Origin of the sequence: Pseudomonas sp. SWRI154 (genome assembly GCF_014268645.1) — a bacterium.
GTDB classification, from domain to species: Bacteria; Pseudomonadota; Gammaproteobacteria; order Pseudomonadales; family Pseudomonadaceae; genus Aquipseudomonas; species Aquipseudomonas marvdashtae.
The window spans coordinates 25964-42718 of sequence record NZ_JABWQW010000013.1 but is presented as its reverse complement, the minus strand read 5'-3'; the positions used below and the strand labels follow the sequence as shown (position 1 = coordinate 42718).

Sequence of the window (16755 nt, the reverse complement as noted above, 5' to 3'; positions counted from 1 at the left end):
AACGCAACGATGAAAATGAAAACCTGTGCCCTGGCTGCTTTTTTCCTGTTGGCTGCGCCATTTGTCCATGCCGTGGAGACCACGCCCTTCGTCTATCGCACCGTGGCCGAGCAGCCGCAGAACGTGAAAGATCGCGAAATCGCTGGGCTGTTCGACCGTTGGAATGCCGCGTTGCAAACCGGCAGCGCCACCGCGGTGACCGGCCTTTACGCCCCGGATGCGATTTTGCAACCGACCGTGTCGAACAAGGTGCGCAGCACGCCGGCGCAGATCCAGGACTACTTCGACCACTTCCTGGCGGCCAAGCCTGTCGGCGTGATCAACTACCGTGAAATCCGTCACCTGGGGCCAGACGCAGCGATGGACAGCGGCGTCTACACGTTCACGCTGACCCAGGCCGATGGCACCAAGCGAGAAGTCCAGGCGCGCTATACCTTCCTCTATGAGCGTCTCGACGGCCAGTGGAAGATCATCAACCATCACTCCTCGGCCATGCCCGAAGTGCCCAAGACGCTGCACGCCAGTCACTAAGGGGGCTGGTTTCACCTGGCGTGTTCGACATCGAGCCATTAAACCCTTGGATTAGCCCGTGGATATTAATTAGAATCAGTCTCATTTAAGACATTCTTGCCCAGGGCCTCTTTACATGCTTGATGCAGCTAAGCCGGCGGAGCACGCCCTTCATGCGTTATACCGTGACCACGGCGGTTGGCTCGAAGGTTGGCTGAGGCGGCGCCTGGGCAACGCCTGGGATGCGGCCGACCTGCGCCAGGATACGTTTTTGCGGGTATTGTCCAGCGCCCAACCCCTGGCCGACTTGCACGAACCACGCGCTTATCTGCTGACGGTGGGCAAGCGACTGCTGAGTAACTTCTACACCCGTCGCAACCTGGAACAGGCGTATCTCGACGCCTTGGCGAGCTTGCCTGAAGCCTGCGTCCCGTCCCCGGAGCAACGCTGGTTGCTGCTGGAAACCCTTCATGCTCTCGATGAACTGCTCGACGGCCTGCCGCCCTTGGTGCGGCGGGCTTTTTTATGGAGCCAGCTCGAAGGGCTTGGCTATCGGGAAATTGCCGAGCGCTTGCAGGTGTCCGAACGCACCATCAAGCGCTACATGGCCCAGGCCTATGAGCATTGCCTGTTGGTGGAGTTTTGATTCGCCAGGCACCGTCGCCCCAAGCCCGGGAAATCGCCCGGGCGGCGGCCCGCTGGTTGGCAAAGCTCGAATCGGGCGAGGAGGGGATCGATCACGCCGCGCTGCAACGCTGGCGCGAAAGCGACGCCAAGCACGAGGCCGCCTGGCAAAAAGCCCAGCGCTTGCGTCAACGATTCACCGAGGTTCCGCCTTCTCTGGGCATGGCAACGCTCGATCGTCCCGCATTGGCACGCCGCGCCGTGCTCAAGCGCGCCTTGGGCGTCGCCGCTGTGATGCCTGCCGCCTGGTTGCTGGGACGCCAATTGCCATTGGACGCCTGGCGTGCCGACCTGCACACCGCCACCGGCGAGCAGCGTCGCTGGACGTTGGCCGATGGCAGCGCCTTGCAATTGAACACCGACAGCGCCGTGGACCTCGACCTTCGTGCACGTCGCCTGGTGCTGGTACGCGGCGAAATCGCCCTCAAGGTTTCCGGCGCCCAGTCCTTGGCGGTGCAAACTCCCTACGGTGTCATCACGGTCAACCGAGGCGAAGCCTGTATCCGTCTGGATGAGTTGAGCTGCCAGGTGTCGGTACTCAGCGGTTCAGTCCAATTGCAGCCATTGCACGGGCCGACGCTGGGGCTGGAGCAAGGCCAGCAGGTCCATTTTCAAGCCGCCGGCGTGGCCGCGATCAGCGGTTTCGACGTCGTGCAGATGGGCTGGCGTGACGGGGTACTGACGGCACAGAACCAGCCGCTGGGCGACTTTCTTCGAGAGCTGGACCGCTATCGCCCGGGCGTGTTGCGCTGGGACCAGGACCTGGAGCCGCTTCGGGTGACCGGCAGTTTCCGCCTGGAAAACACTGATCGCATCCTCGCGTTGCTCTCGGCCAGCTTGCCCTTGCAAGTGCACATGCGCACTCGCTACTGGGTCACCGTGACCCGGCGCAAAAATATCGCCTGATGCCTGTCCCCTTTTTTTGTCTCGCTTGTCATCCATGGCAACTGAACAAAAACGAGAGCGCTCTTCAATGTCCGCAGTACTACCTTCGCAGTTGCGTCTGGCCACGGCTGGCTGGCGTCCGTTGTTGAACCTGGGCCTCATGCTGAGCCTGAGCGCCAGTCCATTTTTCAGCTCACCCAGCCTGGCCGAAGACAACGCCCGGCGCAGCTATCAGGTTCCGGCCGGCAGCCTCAGCGCCGCGCTGACCCGGTTCGCCGGGCTGGCCGGGGTCAATCTCTCTGTGGACCCGGCTTTGGTGAGCGGGCGCGACAGCGCCGGGCTGGCTGGCGAATATGGTGTAGAGGAGGGCTTTGCCCGCTTGCTGCAAGGTTCCGGGTTGCAACTGCAACCGGTTGGTGAGCAGGCATATACGCTCATGCCAGCGCCGCAGGGCAGTAGCCTGCAATTAGCGCCGACCTCGATTCTTGGCGCCACCGATGCTTCGCAAGGCGAGCCGTACGCAGGCGGGCAAGTGGCGCGTCGTGGTTCCCAGGGTTTGCTTGGTTCGCGAGATTTCATGGAAACGCCGTTCAGCATGACCACCTACACCGGTGAGACGGTCAAGAACCTGCAAGCGCGGACCTTGGGCGATCTGGTCGCCAGCGATCCCTCGGTGCGCGCCACCAACCCGGCGGGTGGCCGCTATGAGCAATTCACCATTCGCGGGTTGAGCCTGTTCAACAGTGACGTTGCCTATAACGGTCTCTACGGTGTCTTGCCGACCTACACGATCGACATGGAAATGGCCGATCGCGTCGACATCCTCAAAGGCCCGACCCAATTGATCAACGGCATCTCGCCGCGCGGCAGCGTCGGCGGCGGGATCAATGTGGTGCCCAAGCGCGCCACCGACAAGCCCATCACCTCCGTCACGGGCAGCTACGCCTCCGACAGCCAACCCGGCGCGGCCGTGGACGTCGGCCGACGGTTTGGCGAGGACAACCAGTTTGGTGTGCGTTTCAACGGTGTGAAACAGTCAGGCGACACGGACTGGGACCACCAGAGCGTCGACCGCCAGATGGCCGTGCTGGGCCTGGATTTTCGCGGCGAACGCCTGCGACTCTCAACGGACATCGGGCACACCGAGCGCGAAACCGACGCGCCGCAGGAACGCGTCCAGGTGGCCGCCACCGCGCCGGTCCCCCGCGCCAGTGATGTCAGTCGCAACTATGCGCAGCACTGGACCAAGGCGCGCACCGAGGACACCTTCGGCGCGGTGAACGCCGAATACGATCTCAACGATTCGGTCATGCTCTACGGCGGTGCCGGGGCACGTAAAAGCAATCACGACTTCCTGCGGCACAACGTGTTGGTCAGCAATGCCGCTGGCGATTTTGCCGTATCGCCCCGTGATTTCACCCGGGACGAAAACGTCCGCACGGCCAACGCCGGGGTGCGCAACTGGTTCCAGACCGGCCCGGTGAGCCATGAGCTCAACCTGGCCGCCAGCTACTTCTACATGGACTTTGAAAACGGCGGCGCCCGTTACGCCAACGGCCGCAGCAACCTCTACGATCCGGTGCAGGCACCGACGCCGAACATCCCCACGCGCCCGGATGCCAAGGTCTACACCGAGAACCACTTCAGCGGCGTGGCGCTGTCCGACACCTTGGGCTTCTTTGATGACCGGCTGTTGTTGACCCTAGGCGCACGCTGGCAGCGGGTGGAGGTCGACGACTGGTCCAACGGCGTCAAAGGCCCCACGGCCTACGACGAGGAAAAAATCTCACCGTCAGGCGGGATCCTGTTCAAGGCCACCGACAAGCTGTCGCTCTACGCCAACTACATGGAAGGCCTGAGCCAGGGCAAGATCGCACCGACGTCTGCCGATAACAGCGACGAAATCTTCCCGCCGTTCATCAGCCGCCAGGTCGAGATTGGCGCCAAGTACGACGCCGGAGCCCTGGCGGTCACCGCCGCGGTGTTTCGAATCAAGCAGCCGGCCTACGCGACCGACGCCACGACGAACGACTTCGGCCCGAACGGCAAACGCGAAAACACCGGTGCTGAATTGAGTGTGTTCGGTGAGCCCATCAAAGGCGTGCGTCTGTTGGGTGGGGTGATGTACATCGACAGCAAGTTGACGGACACCACCAACCCCACCTTCGATGGCAACCGGGCACCGGCCACGCCGGAATATAACGTCAATTTGGGGGCTGAGTGGGACGTGCCGACAGTGCAGGGCTTGACCTTGACCGGTCGGGGTATGTATTCCAGTTCGCAGTATCTGGATCCTTCCAATACCAAGGAAATCGATTCCTGGGAGCGTTTTGACGTGGGCGCGCGTTATGCCTTCAAGGTGGATGACAAGCGCATTACCTTGCGGGCCAATGTCGAGAACGTGGCGGATAAGCGGTATTGGAGTTCGGCGGGGGCTTCGGATGACAGTGAGCCTGGGTTGACGTTGGCTACGCCGCGGACTTATCTGGTTTCGGCTACTGTGGATTTTTGAGGGCTTTGATGGTGTGTATATCCGTTTTTTGGTGATGGCTACTTATGGTTTCGCTTTTACAGCGAGTCACTTTCGAAAGGCCCGGAAGCCGGCCCAGTCGAAAGTAACCAAAGCGCCTTTGCCCCACCACTTGGTGCCTCGCTTGGGCTCGGCATGCCTGAACGAAGGCATTGCTCCGTGGGCCGCCGCGAAGGGCCATCCATGGCCCAGCGCGGCTATCCCGGCATCCATGCCGGGATGCCCACTGCGCAATACCTTCGTTCAGCCAGCGTGGTTAATGGGGCGCCCGAGATCAACGTCCGCCGCGAGGCGGCCTTAGGGCCGACCTGGTTTTGGTTGGGATCGCGTTTCTTCTATGAGTACGGGTTTGCTCGCAATAACGGTGGGTGAGCAGGCATGGCGACGAAAGTGCCCTGATCTTCACTGGCACAAGCAAACGCCGCTTTCGAGAGCAAACGATAAACCTGTGGCGAGGGAGCTTGCTCCCGCTGGGCTGCGTAGCAGACCCAAAACCATTCAGCAAGGTGTATCTGGATAATCGCAGGGTTGCATTTTACGGCTGCTGCGCAGCCGAGCGGGAGCAAGCTCCCTCGCCACGGGGTATCGTTTTTCTTGAGTGACGCAGCAAGCAGGCTCGCACAGGAAAAACGCAGTCCCACCCAAACCAGGTCGGCTCTAAGGCCGCCTCGCGGTGGACGTTGATCTTGGGCGCCCCGTTAACCACGCTGGCTGAACGAAGGTGTGTGGAGTGGGTACCTCGGCATGGATGCCGAGCCTAGGCGAGGCACCAAGTGGTGGGGCAAAAGCGTTTGGGTTACTTTTGCGCTTCTCAAAAGTGACTCGCTGTAAAAGCGAAACCATTAGCAGCCGTTACCGAAAAAATGGATATTCACGCAAAAAAAAGCCCAACCTCAACCACCACCAAACAAATCACGCGAATCCAACAACCGCCAGGCAATCTCAGGCCGCTTCTCCAACCCCCGCCGAATCGCCGCCGGAATCGACTGGCGAATCTTGCGGCACAACCCAGGCTGCTCATCAAACTCGATCGCAATACCGCGCATGGTCCGCACCTCGTTAAAACCAGGCTCAATGGTCAAGCGCACCCCCAGATTCTCAAACAGCCGCTGCTGCAACCGCTCCAGCTCATCCAGGCTCTCGATATTCTCCAACCGCTCAAGCAGACGCTTCTCCTCCTGACGATTCAGGCAAAGGATGCGCAAATCGCTGCCCGGCGTTTGCAGCAAGGCATCACGCCCACAATCACAGACGCCAGGCGGGCAAGGGGGACGGATTGGCATCGACGCGGTCATGGGCTCCACAAGGTCTGCAACACAACAGAATCGCCTTCGATTTAGGGGCGTTCCACGCAATGTGATGCTTGGCGATGCGCCGGTCAACCCTCCCGCGAGGCCACTTGTCCGCACCTCGGCAGGGCCCGCTCGTCAGTTTCGTCACGATCCGATCAAATTTTTCACGGCCAGGCGGGTTCAAGAAGACAGACACGCCGCGGCCCGCTTCGTCAGGTGGCCGCCCGGAAAAAGGAGACCTCATCCGATGCAACCCAATCCGACCACCTTAGCGCTGCTGGAAGAACTGCTGATGGCCCGCGGCCCTGGCGGGCAAGAGCAGGAAGTGCGCGATATCTGCCTGCGCGAGCTCAAGCCGCACTGTGACGAGACCTGGGTCGATCCGGCCGGCAATGTCATCGGCCTGATCAAGGGCGCCCGTTCGAGCACCGAATCGAATTCGCCGATCAGAATCATGGCGCATCTGGATGAGATAGCCATGCTGGTCAAACGCATCGAGCCCGACGGCACCTTGCGGGTGGTGGCGCTGGGCGGTGCCAACCCGATCAATTTCGGGGTATGCCCGGTGGATATTCTTGGCGACCGGGATTTCATCCCCGGCGTGCTGTCGTTCGGGTCGATGCACAGCACGGGCGAAACCCACCAGGGCGCGGATGTGCTGTCGGGCAACGTCAATTGGGGCGACGTTCATGTCATCACCCGTTGTTCAAGTGAGCAACTGCAAGCGCACGGGGTGCGTCCCGGGACGCGGGTGGTGTTAAGCCAGCATTGGCGCCGGCCTTTCCGGGTCGGCGACGCCCTGGCCGCGCATTTCCTCGATGACCGCGCGCCCATGGTTGCTTCCATCCAGGCTGCCACGTTATTAGCCACGCGCCGTCAAGAGCTGGCGAGCGACGTGTATTTCGTCTTCACGACGCAGGAAGAAGAGTCCAATGCCGGTGCGCTCTACGCTGCCAGCCATCTGCCTGGGGATGTCACCGTGGCGGTTGAGGTTGGGCCGGTGGTCGCGGAATACGCGACTCGCCTGAGCGTCGATCCGATCATCAATACAGGCGACCAGAATGGCTGTTACAGCCGCGATGTCGTCGACCAGTTGTACCAGGCCGGCAAACGCTGCGGACTGACGCCGCAGCTCGCGCTGCTGGTGGATTTTGCCAGCGACGCCAGTGCAATCATGAGCAGCGGGATTTCAGCCCAAGGCGGTTGTATTGCGATTCCGACCGAGAACACCCACGGTTATGAACTGATCGTGGACGGCAGTATCGAGGCTTGCGCGGCGACGTTGGTGGAGTTTCTGCTCGATCGCGCAGATGGCTGACACGCCACCGAGCGGAGCGTGGGAGCTAGGCTTGCTCCCACGCTCCGGGCCCTTATAACCCCAGATCGGACAGCCCTGGATGATCGTCCGGGCGACGTCCCAGCGGCCAGCGGAACTTGCGCTCGCTTTCCTTGATCGGCAAGTCGTTGATGCAGGCGAAGCGGTTGGCCATCAAGCCGTTCTCGTCGAACTCCCAGTTTTCATTGCCATAGGAGCGGAACCAGTTGCCCGAATCGTCGTGCCATTCATAGGCATAACGTACGGCGATGCGGTTATCGGTGAACGCCCAGAGTTCCTTGATGAGTCGGTAATCCAGCTCCTTGGCCCATTTGCGGGTCAGGAAGGCCTTGGCTTCTTCCCGGTTGTGAGCGAACTCGGCGCGGTTACGCCATTGCGTGTCGAGGGTGTAGGCCAGCGAAACCTTTTGCGGATCGCGAGAGTTCCAGCCGTCCTCGGCCAGGCGGACTTTTTGAGTAGCCGTTTCGCGGGTGAAAGGCGGCAGGGGCGGGCGAACTTCAGCAGAGGATGACATGGCTTATCTCCAATAAGGAATGAGGAGCTGCACTACTGTTTTTACAGCGTGTTTTTACGGCGGTCCTACGAACGATCCTGCGGTTACGCGTGTCGCTTATTGTCCAGCCAGCAAGGTTTCCAGGACGTCCTGCGCTTGATCGGCGGCGTCGTGATCGCCCATGACCAAGGCTAGGGTGATGGCGCCGTCGATCAGGATCAGCACCTGTCGGGCCAGTACCTGCGGCTGTTCGACGCCGTGGTCAACGCACAGGCGGGTGACGTAGTCGAGCAGCTTCTGCTTGTGCATCTTCGCCACCTGGCGGACCGGGTCCTGCGGATCGCCGGTTTCGCCGCTGGTGTTGATGAATGCGCAGCCGCGAAAGCCTTCACTGGCGAACCAACCCTTGAGCACCGCAAACAGATTGAGCAACCGTGCAGCCGGTGTCGGCGCCTTGTCCACCTCGCTGCTGAACCAATGCATCCAGCGTTCATCACGGCGCTTGAGGGCCGCGACCACCAGATCCTCCTTGTTGGCGAAATAGCGGTAGATGCTTTTCCTTGAGACGCCGGCGGTTTTCACCAGCAGATCCATGCCGGTGGCCGCGATGCCACTTCTGTAGATCAGCTTTTCGGCGACGTCGAGGATGATGTCTCGTGTTTCATAGCCAGTGGTTTCGTTCATGCGGCAAACAGTAGAACGATCGTTCTTCTTGGTCAAATAATTTTTCGTGGGCACGGGAAGGCCCAAAACCCTCGCGTCATGGTGTAAGCTCATCGGCTCTTCGGATTCGACCTTTTGCGAGCCCTATGCCGTCGCTTTTCAAACGTTCCCTGCTGCCCAAGTTGCGCAGCTTTGCACTCACCGCCGATGCCGTGACCATCCTTGATGGTGCCGCCGAATTCCGCCGTTGCCTGCTGGAAAAAATCGCCCAGGCCACCCAGCGCATCTACATCGTGGCGCTGTATCTGCAACAGGATGAGGCCGGCCAGGAAATTCTCGATGCCTTGCATGCCGCCAAAGCTGCGCGCCCCGAGCTGGAGGTGGTCGTGGTGGTGGACTGGCTGCGTGCCCAGCGCGGCCTGATCGGCGCCAAGAAGCAGCCGGGCAATTCGGCGTGGTATCAGCAACAGACCCGCAGCCACGCCAGTGAAGTGCCGATCTACGGCGTACCGGTGCAGACCCGCGAATTGTTTGGCGTGTTGCACTTGAAAGGCTTTGTGATCGACGATTGCGTGCTCTATAGCGGCGCGAGCCTGAACAACGTCTACCTGCACAAATTCGACAAATACCGCTACGACCGCTACCACCTGCTGCACAACACTGCGCTGGCCGATTCGATGCATCACCTGGTGCAACACGGTCTGGTCACCTCCAAGGCCGTGCATCGCCTCGACCTGCCGAACCTGCCCAGCACCCGTAGCTTGCGCAACGACATCGGCGACCTGCGCAGTCGCCTCAAATACGCGACGTACGACACCACGGCTGGCAGCGTCGATAAGAATGGCCTGTCGGTCAGCCCGCTGCTGGGCGTCGGCAAGAACAACCCGTTGAGTCGGGTGATTGGCGAGCTGATCGACAGCAGCCGTCAGCAACTGACGATCTGCACGCCATACTTCAATCTGCCGTTGGCCGTGACTCGGGAAATCAATCGTGCGCTGGCTCGCGGAGTGCGGATCGATATCATCGTCGGCGACAAGACCGCCAACGATTTCTATATCCCGCCCAGCGAGCCGTTCAAGATCATCGCGGCGTTGCCCTATTTGTACGAAATCAGCCTGCGCCGCTTCGCCAAGCGCCACCAACGCTACATCGACAGCGGCCAGTTGAACCTGCATCTGTGGCGTGACGGCGACAATACCTATCACCTCAAGGGCATGTGGGTCGACGAGCGCTACACCTTGCTCACCGGCAACAACCTCAACCCGCGGGCCTTTCGCCTGGACCTGGAAAACGCCCTGTTGCTTGATGACCCCAAGGGCGAATTGCTTGGACCGCGACAGACTGAGCTGGAGCAGATCTATCGGCACACCCGCCGGATCGAAAGCTACCTGGACCTGGAAACCCTGCCGGACTATCCGGCGGCGGTGGGCAAGTTCCTCAAGCGCGTCAGCCGGGTGCGAATAGAGCGTCTGCTTTACCGGATCCTGTGAACGCCCGCGCCATGTTGGAAAAAGACACCATTTCCATCCACTTGGTGCGCGAGGCGCTGCTGCAAAGCTGTGCGCCCGGCGCGGCGACCGATGAGGTGCTGCGCAAGGTAGGCATTGATCCGGCATTGCTCGACGATGCCCAGGCGCGAGTCCCGGCCCACGCCTATGCGCAGCTCTGGCGTTTGCTGGCCAGGCGTCTGGACGACGAATTCTTCGGCATGGACCCGCGCAAGCTCAAGTCCGGCAGCCTGGCCTTCCTGTGCCAGTGCGCCATGGCCCAGCCAACGCTGGCGGCCGGGCTGACCGCGGGGCTGGGTTTCCTGTCGCTGATGCTCGAACACCTGCCGGCCCAGTGGGTCCGCCAGCAAAGCCTGGCGGAAATCGTCCTGCTGGAAGACGAGCAGGACCCGCGCCGGGCGTTTACCTATTTCACCTATTGGATGATCGTCCATGGCGTGGCCTGTTGGCTGGCCGGGCGACGCATTCCGATCCTGTCCGTCGAGTTGCGCTGCCCGGCCCCGGATTTCTGCGACGACTACCGCGTCATGTTCTCCCAGAACCTGCGCTTCGACCGGCCCCGTACCCGGATGATATTCGCCGCCGACTGCCTGGACCTGCCCATTCGACGCAGCCCCGAGGAACTCAAGCGCTTCCTGGCTCGAGCCCCGGCGAACATTCTGGTCAAGTACCGCGACCCGCAAAGCCTCTCCAGCCGCATCCGCCATGACCTGCGTCAGTTGCCCGCCGAACAGTGGCCGGAAACCGAGGCTTTGGCCCAGCAGTTGTGCGTTTCCGCCTCGACCCTGCGCCGACGCCTGGCGGAGGAGGGGCAAACGTACCAAGGCATCAAGGACAGCGTACGCAAGGAGTTGGCAATCGCCTGGCTGGCCGAGCCTGCTATCAGCTTCGTCGAAATCGCCTCGCGCCTGGGGTTTGCCGATGCCAGTTCGTTCTACAAGGCGTTTCGCAAATGGTCCGGGTCCAATCCAGGGCACTATCGCACGTTGATTCTCAACGACCTCAGCTGACCCGGTCCAGTGCCGCCCGACACCATGGCCAAACCAGTCAAGCAATTTGATGGCTTTGACCATTGCCGCCCAGGCCCTTCGGCGCGAGTATTTCCCTGCTATTACGGTTCCCCCAACCAATAAGGTTCCCCCAACCAATAAAAAGTACAGAGGGATTCTGGTCATGCGCGATTACTCGTCCGCCACGTCGCAGTTCGATTACCTGCACACCGTCAATGCCGCCTTGCATGGCTCGCTCGAAGCGCTCAATGCCTGCGTCGAATGTTGCGATCGCCACGCGTTGCCGGGGCGCATCGCCTTGTTCTGGGAGGGCCGTGACGGCAGCGACGCGACCTGGACTTACCGCGACCTGCAGGACAACGCTGCGCGTTTCGCCAACTTCCTGCGAGCCCAAGGTGTGGGCAAGGGCGACAAGGTCGCCGGCCTGTTGCCGCGCAATGCGGAACTGTTGATCGTGGTGCTCGCCACCTGGCGTATCGGCGCGGTGTACCAGCCTCTGTTCACCGCCTTCGGCCCCAAGGCCATCGAGCACCGACTGACCAGCTCGGGCGCGCGGGTGGTGGTGACCGACGCCAGCAACCGGCCCAAGCTCAGTGAGGTTGCCGACTGCCCGACCATCGTCACGGTCGGCGGCGACAAGGGCCAGGGCATTGTTCGCGGCGACTTCAGTTTCTGGGCCGAACTGGCCAACCACTCAAACCAGTGCGAACCGCTGATGCTGACCGGCGAGGATCCGTTCCTGCTGATGTTCACCTCCGGCACCACGGGGCCGGCCAAGGCGCTGTCGGTGCCGCTCAAGGCCATCGTCGCGTTTCAGAACTACATGCGTGACGCCGTGGACCTGCGGCCCGAAGACGCGTTCTGGAACGTCGCCGACCCGGGCTGGGCCTATGGCATTTATTTCGGCGTAACCGGGCCACTGGCGATGGGACATCCGATTACGTTCTACGACGGTCCGTTCACCCTGGAAAGCACCTGCCGAATCATCAACAAGTACGGCATCACCAATCTGGCCGGCTCGCCTACCGCTTATCGCCTGCTGATCGCTGGCGGCGAACAGTTTGCCCGGTCGATCAAGGGCAAGCTGCGCATCGTCAGCAGCGCTGGCGAGCCGCTGAACCCGGAAGTGATCCGCTGGTTCGCCGACAACCTGAACGTGGTCATTCACGATCATTACGGCCAGACCGAATTGGGCATGGTCCTGTGCAATCACCATGGTCTGGAGCATCCGGTGCACCTTGGTGCTGCCGGTTTTGCCTCGCCAGGCCATCGGATCGTGGTGCTGGACGAAAACCACCGGGAACTGGGTGTTGCCCAGCCAGGCATTCTCGCGGTCGACCGTAGCCAGTCGCCCATGTGCTGGTTCGCCGGGTATGAAGGCGGACCGACCAAAGCCTTCGTCGGCAATTACTACCTGAGTGGCGACACAGTCGAGCTCAACCCCAACGGCAGCATCAGCTTCGTGGGGCGCAGCGACGACGTGATTACCACCTCCGGTTACCGCGTCGGTCCGTTCGACGTCGAAAGCGCGCTGATCGAGCATCCGGCCGTTGTAGAGGCCGCGGTGATTGGCAAGCCGGACCCTGAACGCACCGAACTGGTGAAAGTTTTCGTGGTGCTCAGCGCCCAATACCGCGCCGCGCCGGAGCTGGCCGAGGAGTTGCGCCAGCATGTGCGCAAGCGCCTGGCGGCCCATGCCTATCCCCGTGAAATCGAATTTGTCAGCGATTTGCCGAAGACCCCCAGCGGCAAATTGCAGCGCTTTATCTTGCGCAACCAAGAGATCGCCAAGGCTCAAAAGAACGTTTCAGCTTGAATCCAAGGAAACCATGATGCAGATCGACAAGAAGATTTTCCTCGTTAGCGGCGGTGCATCCGGCCTCGGCGCGGCCACCGGTGAAATGCTCGTCAACGCCGGCGCCAAGGTCATGCTGGTAGACCTCAACGCCGACGCCGTGGCCGCCCAGGCGCAAAAGCTCGGTTGCCGCAGCGTGGTCGCGGACATTAGCAACGAAGCCGCGGCCGAAGCGGCGGTCAAGGCCACGGTCGATGCGTACGGTGGACTGAATGGCCTGGTGAACTGCGCCGGTATCGTGCGCGGCGAGAAGATCCTCGGCAAGAACGGCCCGCATGCCCTGGCCAGCTTCAGCCAGGTGATCAACGTCAACCTGATTGGCAGCTTCAACCTGCTGCGCCTGGCGGCCGCAGCCATCGCCGAAACCGAGGCCAACGCCGACGGCGAGCGCGGGGTGATCATCAATACCGCGTCGGTGGCGGCTTTCGACGGTCAGATTGGCCAGGCCGCCTACGCGGCATCCAAGGGCGCGATTGCCAGCCTGACCTTGCCCGCCGCTCGTGAACTGGCACGCTTCGGCATCCGCGTGATGACTATTGCACCCGGCATTTTCGAGACCCCGATGATGGCCGGCATGACTCCGGAGGTGCGCGAATCCCTGGCCGCCGGAGTGCCGTTTCCGCCGCGCCTGGGCAAACCCGCCGAGTACGCGGCGCTGGTCCGGCATATCATTGAAAACAGCATGCTCAACGGCGAGGTGATCCGTCTCGACGGTGCCTTGCGCATGGCAGCCAAGTAGGAGAATGCTCATGTCAAACGATCCGATTGTCATCGTCAGCGCCGTCCGCACCCCAATGGGCGGCTTCCAGGGCGAACTGAAAAGCCTCACCGCACCGCAACTCGGTTCCGCCGCGATCAAGGCCGCCGTGGAGCGAGCCGGCATTTCGCCGGAGGCGGTTGAAGAAGTGCTGTTCGGTTGCGTTCTCGCCGCGGGGCAGGGCCAGGCACCGGCACGCCAGGCGGCACTGGGTGCCGGGCTCGACAAATCGACCCGTTGCACCACGCTCAACAAGATGTGCGGTTCGGGCATGGAAGCGGCGATTCTCGCCCATGACATGCTCGTCGCCGGCAGCGCCGACGTCGTGGTCGCCGGCGGCATGGAGAGCATGTCCAACGCCCCGTACCTGCTGGACCGCGCCCGCAGCGGCCTGCGCATGGGCCACGGCAAGGTGCTCGACCACATGTTCCTCGACGGCCTCGAAGACGCCTATGACAAGGGCCGTCTGATGGGCACCTTCGCCGAAGACTGCGCCGAAACCAATGGCTACAGCCGCGAAGCCCAGGATGCCTTTGCCATCGCGTCCACCACCCGCGCCCAGCAGGCGATCAAGGACGGCAGCTTCGACGCCGAAATCGTCCCGGTGCAAGTCATGGTCGGCAAGGAGCAGGTCACCGTGCGCCACGACGAGCAGCCGCCCAAGGCGCGGATCGACAAGATCGCCACGCTCAAGCCGGCCTTTCGCGAAGGCGGCAGCGTGACGGCAGCCAACGCCAGCTCGATTTCCGACGGCGCCGCCGCGCTGGTGCTGATGCGCCAGAGCCAGGCGCAACAGCGCGGCTTGACGCCGCTGGCGGTCATTCATGGGCATGCGGCGTTTGCCGATGCCCCAGGCTTGTTTCCGACCGCGCCGATTGGTGCGGTGAAGAAATTGATGGGCAAGACTGGCTGGTCGCTGGGCGAGGTCGACCTGTTCGAGGTCAACGAAGCCTTCGCCGTGGTGGGGCTGGTGACCATGGACAAGCTGGAAATCCCCCATGACAAGGTCAACATCCACGGCGGCGCCTGCGCGTTGGGCCACCCGATCGGCGCGTCCGGCGCGCGAATCCTCGTGACCCTGTTGTCGGCCCTGCGCCAGAAAGGTCTCAAGCGCGGCGTCGCGGCCATCTGCATCGGCGGCGGCGAAGCCACGGCCATGGCCGTCGAATGCCTGTACTAAGGAACCACCATGCTTGCGACTGAAGAACAAATCCAAATCCGCGACATGGCTCGGCAGTTCGCCCAGGAGCGGCTGAAACCGTTCTCGGCCGAATGGGACCGCGAACACCGTTTCCCCCGGGAAGCCATTGCTGAAATGGCCGAGCTGGGCTTTTTCGGCATGTTGGTGCCGGAACAGTGGGGCGGCTGTGACACCGGTTACCTGGCCTATGCGATGACCCTGGAAGAAATCGCCGCCGGCGACGGTGCCTGCTCGACCATCATGAGCGTGCATAACTCGGTGGGTTGCGTGCCGATTCTCAAGTTCGGCACCGATGAGCAAAAGCAAAGATTCCTCACGCCCCTGGCCAGCGGCGCGATGCTCGGCGCCTTCGCCCTGACCGAGCCCCAGGCTGGCTCGGATGCCAGCAGCCTGAAGACTCGGGCGCGGTTGGAGGGGGACCATTACGTGCTCAACGGTTGCAAACAATTCATCACCTCCGGGCAGAACGCCGGGGTGGTGATTGTATTTGCGGTGACCGACCCGAGCGCCGGCAAGCGCGGCATCAGCGCCTTCATCGTGCCCACCAATTCACCGGGCTACAGCGTGGCGCGGGTCGAGGACAAACTCGGCCAGCACGCCTCCGACACCTGCCAGATCCTGTTCGAGGACGTGAAGGTGCCAGTGGGCGATCGGCTCGGGGAGGAGGGTGAGGGCTACAAGATCGCCCTGGCGAACCTGGAAGGCGGGCGGGTCGGCATCGCCGCGCAGTCGGTGGGCATGGCCCGGGCAGCGTTCGAAGCCGCTCGCGACTATGCGCACGAACGGCAAAGCTTCGGCAAACCGATCATCGAGCACCAGGCCGTGGCGTTCCGCCTGGCCGACATGGCGACCCAGATCGCCGTGGCGCGGCAGATGGTCCACTATGCCGCCGCGCTGCGCGACGACGGCCAGCCGGCGCTGGTGGAGGCGTCCATGGCCAAGCTCTTCGCTTCGGAAATGGCCGAGAAGGTCTGCTCCATGGCGTTGCAGACCCTGGGCGGTTACGGTTACCTCAACGACTTCCCGCTCGAGCGCATCTACCGCGACGTGCGGGTCTGCCAGATCTATGAAGGCACCAGCGACATCCAGCGCATGGTCATTTCGCGCAATCTTTGAACAGGAGCCACGCATGAATTACGAAACGATTCTATTGGAGATCAAGGACCGCGTCGGCCTGATCACCCTCAACCGTCCCCAGGCATTGAACGCCCTGAATGCGCAGATCGTCAGCGAGCTGAACCAGGCGTTGGACAGTCTGGAGGCCGATCCGAAGATCGGTTGCATCGTCCTGACCGGCTCGAAAAAAGCTTTCGCCGCCGGTGCCGACATCAAGGAGATGGCCGAGCTGACCTATCCGCAGATCTATCTGGACGACCTGTTCAGCGACAGCGACCGCGTCGCCAACCGCCGCAAGCCGATCATTGCCGCCGTGAATGGCTTTGCCCTGGGTGGCGGCTGCGAGCTGGCGTTGATGTGCGATTTCATCCTGGCTGGCGATAACGCCAAGTTTGGCCAGCCGGAAATCAACCTCGGCGTGTTGCCGGGCATGGGCGGCACTCAGCGCCTGACCCGTGCAGTGGGCAAGGCCAAGGCCATGGAAATGTGCCTGACCGGGCGCTTTATCGATGCGCTCGAAGCGGAGCGCTGCGGCATCGTCGCGCGCATCGTTGCGGCTGATGAGCTGCTCGACGATGCATTGAAAACCGCGGCATTGATTGCGTCCAAATCCGTGCCCATCAGCATGATGATCAAGGAAAGTGTCAACCGCGCCTTTGAAGTCAGTCTGTCGGAAGGCGTGCGTTTTGAACGCCGGGTATTCCACGCCGCATTTGCCACGCAGGACCAGAAGGAAGGCATGGCCGCGTTCGTGGCCAAGCGTACGGCAGAGTTCCAGGACAAGTAATAGGGGAAAGTCCACAGTGGGGCGGGGTTGAGCGCCCCCCGTGGCGAGGGAGCTTGCTCCCGCTGGCCTGCGCAGCAGGCCCCTGCGGTTCTTCAGGTGAACCGCATTGAACGATTTGCGACTGCTGC

The 16755-nt window shown here is 62.0% G+C and carries 15 protein-coding genes and 1 pseudogene; 13 read left to right on the top strand and 3 right to left on the bottom strand.

The features are described 5' to 3' along the window. Positions 1 to 9 precede the first annotated feature (9 nt). The 5 genes and pseudogenes from HU806_RS13830 to HU806_RS26720 form a co-directional block, all read left to right on the top strand. The gene (locus tag HU806_RS13830) at positions 10 to 531 is read left to right on the top strand and encodes an SgcJ/EcaC family oxidoreductase (protein WP_186611913.1); all 522 of its coding nucleotides are present in this window, start codon (positions 10 to 12) and stop codon (positions 529 to 531) included. 115 nt (positions 532 to 646) lie between these two features. Next, complete coding sequence (locus HU806_RS13825) at positions 647 to 1156, top strand: sigma-70 family RNA polymerase sigma factor (RefSeq protein ID WP_186611912.1); 510 nt, start codon at positions 647 to 649, stop codon at positions 1154 to 1156. Continuing rightward, a complete protein-coding gene (locus HU806_RS13820) occupies positions 1156 to 2100 on the top strand; it encodes a FecR domain-containing protein (protein WP_186612006.1) in 945 nt (314 codons plus the stop codon). Before HU806_RS13825 ends, HU806_RS13820 begins: the two co-directional genes overlap by 1 nt. A 67-nt stretch (positions 2101 to 2167) precedes the next feature. Beyond that, complete coding sequence (locus HU806_RS13815) at positions 2168 to 4591, top strand: TonB-dependent receptor (RefSeq protein WP_186611911.1); 2424 nt, start codon at positions 2168 to 2170, stop codon at positions 4589 to 4591. 201 nt (positions 4592 to 4792) lie between these two features. After that, positions 4793 to 4906 (top strand): annotated as a pseudogene (locus HU806_RS26720) (nucleoid-structuring protein H-NS); the annotation flags it as partial. A gap of 596 nt (positions 4907 to 5502) precedes the next feature. Here HU806_RS26720 and HU806_RS13810 read toward each other — a convergent pair. Next, entirely contained in the window at positions 5503 to 5904 is a 402-nt protein-coding gene (locus tag HU806_RS13810) for a hypothetical protein (RefSeq protein ID WP_186611910.1), read from the bottom strand. 244 nt (positions 5905 to 6148) lie between these two features. On the opposite strand from HU806_RS13810, the gene HU806_RS13805 reads away from it, so the two are divergent. Continuing rightward, positions 6149 to 7219, top strand: a complete 1071-nt coding sequence (locus tag HU806_RS13805; protein ID WP_186611909.1) for a M28 family peptidase — start codon at positions 6149 to 6151, stop codon at positions 7217 to 7219. 52 nt (positions 7220 to 7271) lie between these two features. Here HU806_RS13805 and HU806_RS13800 read toward each other — a convergent pair whose 3' ends face one another. After that, positions 7272 to 7751, bottom strand: a complete 480-nt coding sequence (locus tag HU806_RS13800; RefSeq protein ID WP_186611908.1) for a nuclear transport factor 2 family protein — start codon at positions 7749 to 7751, stop codon at positions 7272 to 7274. Between the two features lie 96 nt (positions 7752 to 7847). After that, positions 7848 to 8414 (bottom strand): TetR/AcrR family transcriptional regulator, encoded by a 567-nt coding sequence (locus tag HU806_RS13795; protein WP_186611907.1) that lies wholly within the window; start codon positions 8412 to 8414, stop codon positions 7848 to 7850. 125 nt (positions 8415 to 8539) lie between these two features. On the opposite strand from HU806_RS13795, the gene pssA reads away from it, so the two are divergent. The 7 genes from pssA (at position 8540) to HU806_RS13760 (ending at position 16627) form a co-directional block, all read left to right on the top strand. Beyond that, positions 8540 to 9883 carry a CDP-diacylglycerol--serine O-phosphatidyltransferase gene (pssA, locus tag HU806_RS13790; protein ID WP_186611906.1) on the top strand — a complete coding sequence of 448 codons (1344 nt, stop codon included), beginning with the start codon at positions 8540 to 8542 and terminating at the stop codon, positions 9881 to 9883. Between the two features lie 11 nt (positions 9884 to 9894). Then, positions 9895 to 10911, top strand: coding sequence for an AraC family transcriptional regulator (locus tag HU806_RS13785; protein WP_186611905.1), 1017 nt, complete (start codon positions 9895 to 9897; stop codon positions 10909 to 10911). 163 nt (positions 10912 to 11074) lie between these two features. Further along, the gene (locus HU806_RS13780; protein WP_186611904.1) at positions 11075 to 12727 is read left to right on the top strand and encodes an AMP-binding protein; all 1653 of its coding nucleotides are present in this window, start codon (positions 11075 to 11077) and stop codon (positions 12725 to 12727) included. A gap of 16 nt (positions 12728 to 12743) precedes the next feature. Continuing rightward, positions 12744 to 13505, top strand: coding sequence for an SDR family NAD(P)-dependent oxidoreductase (locus tag HU806_RS13775; protein WP_186612005.1), 762 nt, complete (start codon positions 12744 to 12746; stop codon positions 13503 to 13505). A 4-nt stretch (positions 13506 to 13509) separates the two neighbouring features. Next, positions 13510 to 14703 carry an acetyl-CoA C-acyltransferase gene (locus tag HU806_RS13770; RefSeq protein ID WP_186611903.1) on the top strand — a complete coding sequence of 398 codons (1194 nt, stop codon included), beginning with the start codon at positions 13510 to 13512 and terminating at the stop codon, positions 14701 to 14703. 9 nt (positions 14704 to 14712) lie between these two features. After that, positions 14713 to 15840: an acyl-CoA dehydrogenase gene (locus HU806_RS13765; protein WP_186611902.1), complete on the top strand. Its 1128-nt coding sequence runs from the start codon at positions 14713 to 14715 to the stop codon at positions 15838 to 15840. Between the two features lie 13 nt (positions 15841 to 15853). Then, positions 15854 to 16627: an enoyl-CoA hydratase gene (locus tag HU806_RS13760; RefSeq protein WP_186611901.1), complete on the top strand. Its 774-nt coding sequence runs from the start codon at positions 15854 to 15856 to the stop codon at positions 16625 to 16627. The last annotated feature ends 128 nt before the right edge of the window (positions 16628 to 16755 follow it).

Bases quoted from the DNA above. Each gene is read 5' to 3' on its own strand.
- HU806_RS13830 (WP_186611913.1), top strand. From the start codon at position 10: ATGAAAATGAAAACCTGTGCCCTGGCTGCTTTTTTCCTGTTGGCTGCG.
- HU806_RS13825 (WP_186611912.1), top strand. From the start codon at position 647: ATGCTTGATGCAGCTAAGCCGGCGGAGCACGCCCTTCATGCGTTATAC.
- HU806_RS13815 (WP_186611911.1), top strand. From the start codon at position 2,168: ATGTCCGCAGTACTACCTTCGCAGTTGCGTCTGGCCACGGCTGGCTGG.
- HU806_RS13810 (WP_186611910.1), bottom strand. From the start codon at position 5,904: ATGACCGCGTCGATGCCAATCCGTCCCCCTTGCCCGCCTGGCGTCTGT.
- HU806_RS13805 (WP_186611909.1), top strand. From the start codon at position 6,149: ATGCAACCCAATCCGACCACCTTAGCGCTGCTGGAAGAACTGCTGATG.
- HU806_RS13800 (WP_186611908.1), bottom strand. From the start codon at position 7,751: ATGTCATCCTCTGCTGAAGTTCGCCCGCCCCTGCCGCCTTTCACCCGC.
- HU806_RS13795 (WP_186611907.1), bottom strand. From the start codon at position 8,414: ATGAACGAAACCACTGGCTATGAAACACGAGACATCATCCTCGACGTC.
- pssA (WP_186611906.1), top strand. From the start codon at position 8,540: ATGCCGTCGCTTTTCAAACGTTCCCTGCTGCCCAAGTTGCGCAGCTTT.
- HU806_RS13785 (WP_186611905.1), top strand. From the start codon at position 9,895: ATGTTGGAAAAAGACACCATTTCCATCCACTTGGTGCGCGAGGCGCTG.
- HU806_RS13780 (WP_186611904.1), top strand. From the start codon at position 11,075: ATGCGCGATTACTCGTCCGCCACGTCGCAGTTCGATTACCTGCACACC.
- HU806_RS13775 (WP_186612005.1), top strand. From the start codon at position 12,744: ATGCAGATCGACAAGAAGATTTTCCTCGTTAGCGGCGGTGCATCCGGC.
- HU806_RS13770 (WP_186611903.1), top strand. From the start codon at position 13,510: ATGCTCATGTCAAACGATCCGATTGTCATCGTCAGCGCCGTCCGCACC.
- HU806_RS13765 (WP_186611902.1), top strand. From the start codon at position 14,713: ATGCTTGCGACTGAAGAACAAATCCAAATCCGCGACATGGCTCGGCAG.
- HU806_RS13760 (WP_186611901.1), top strand. From the start codon at position 15,854: ATGAATTACGAAACGATTCTATTGGAGATCAAGGACCGCGTCGGCCTG.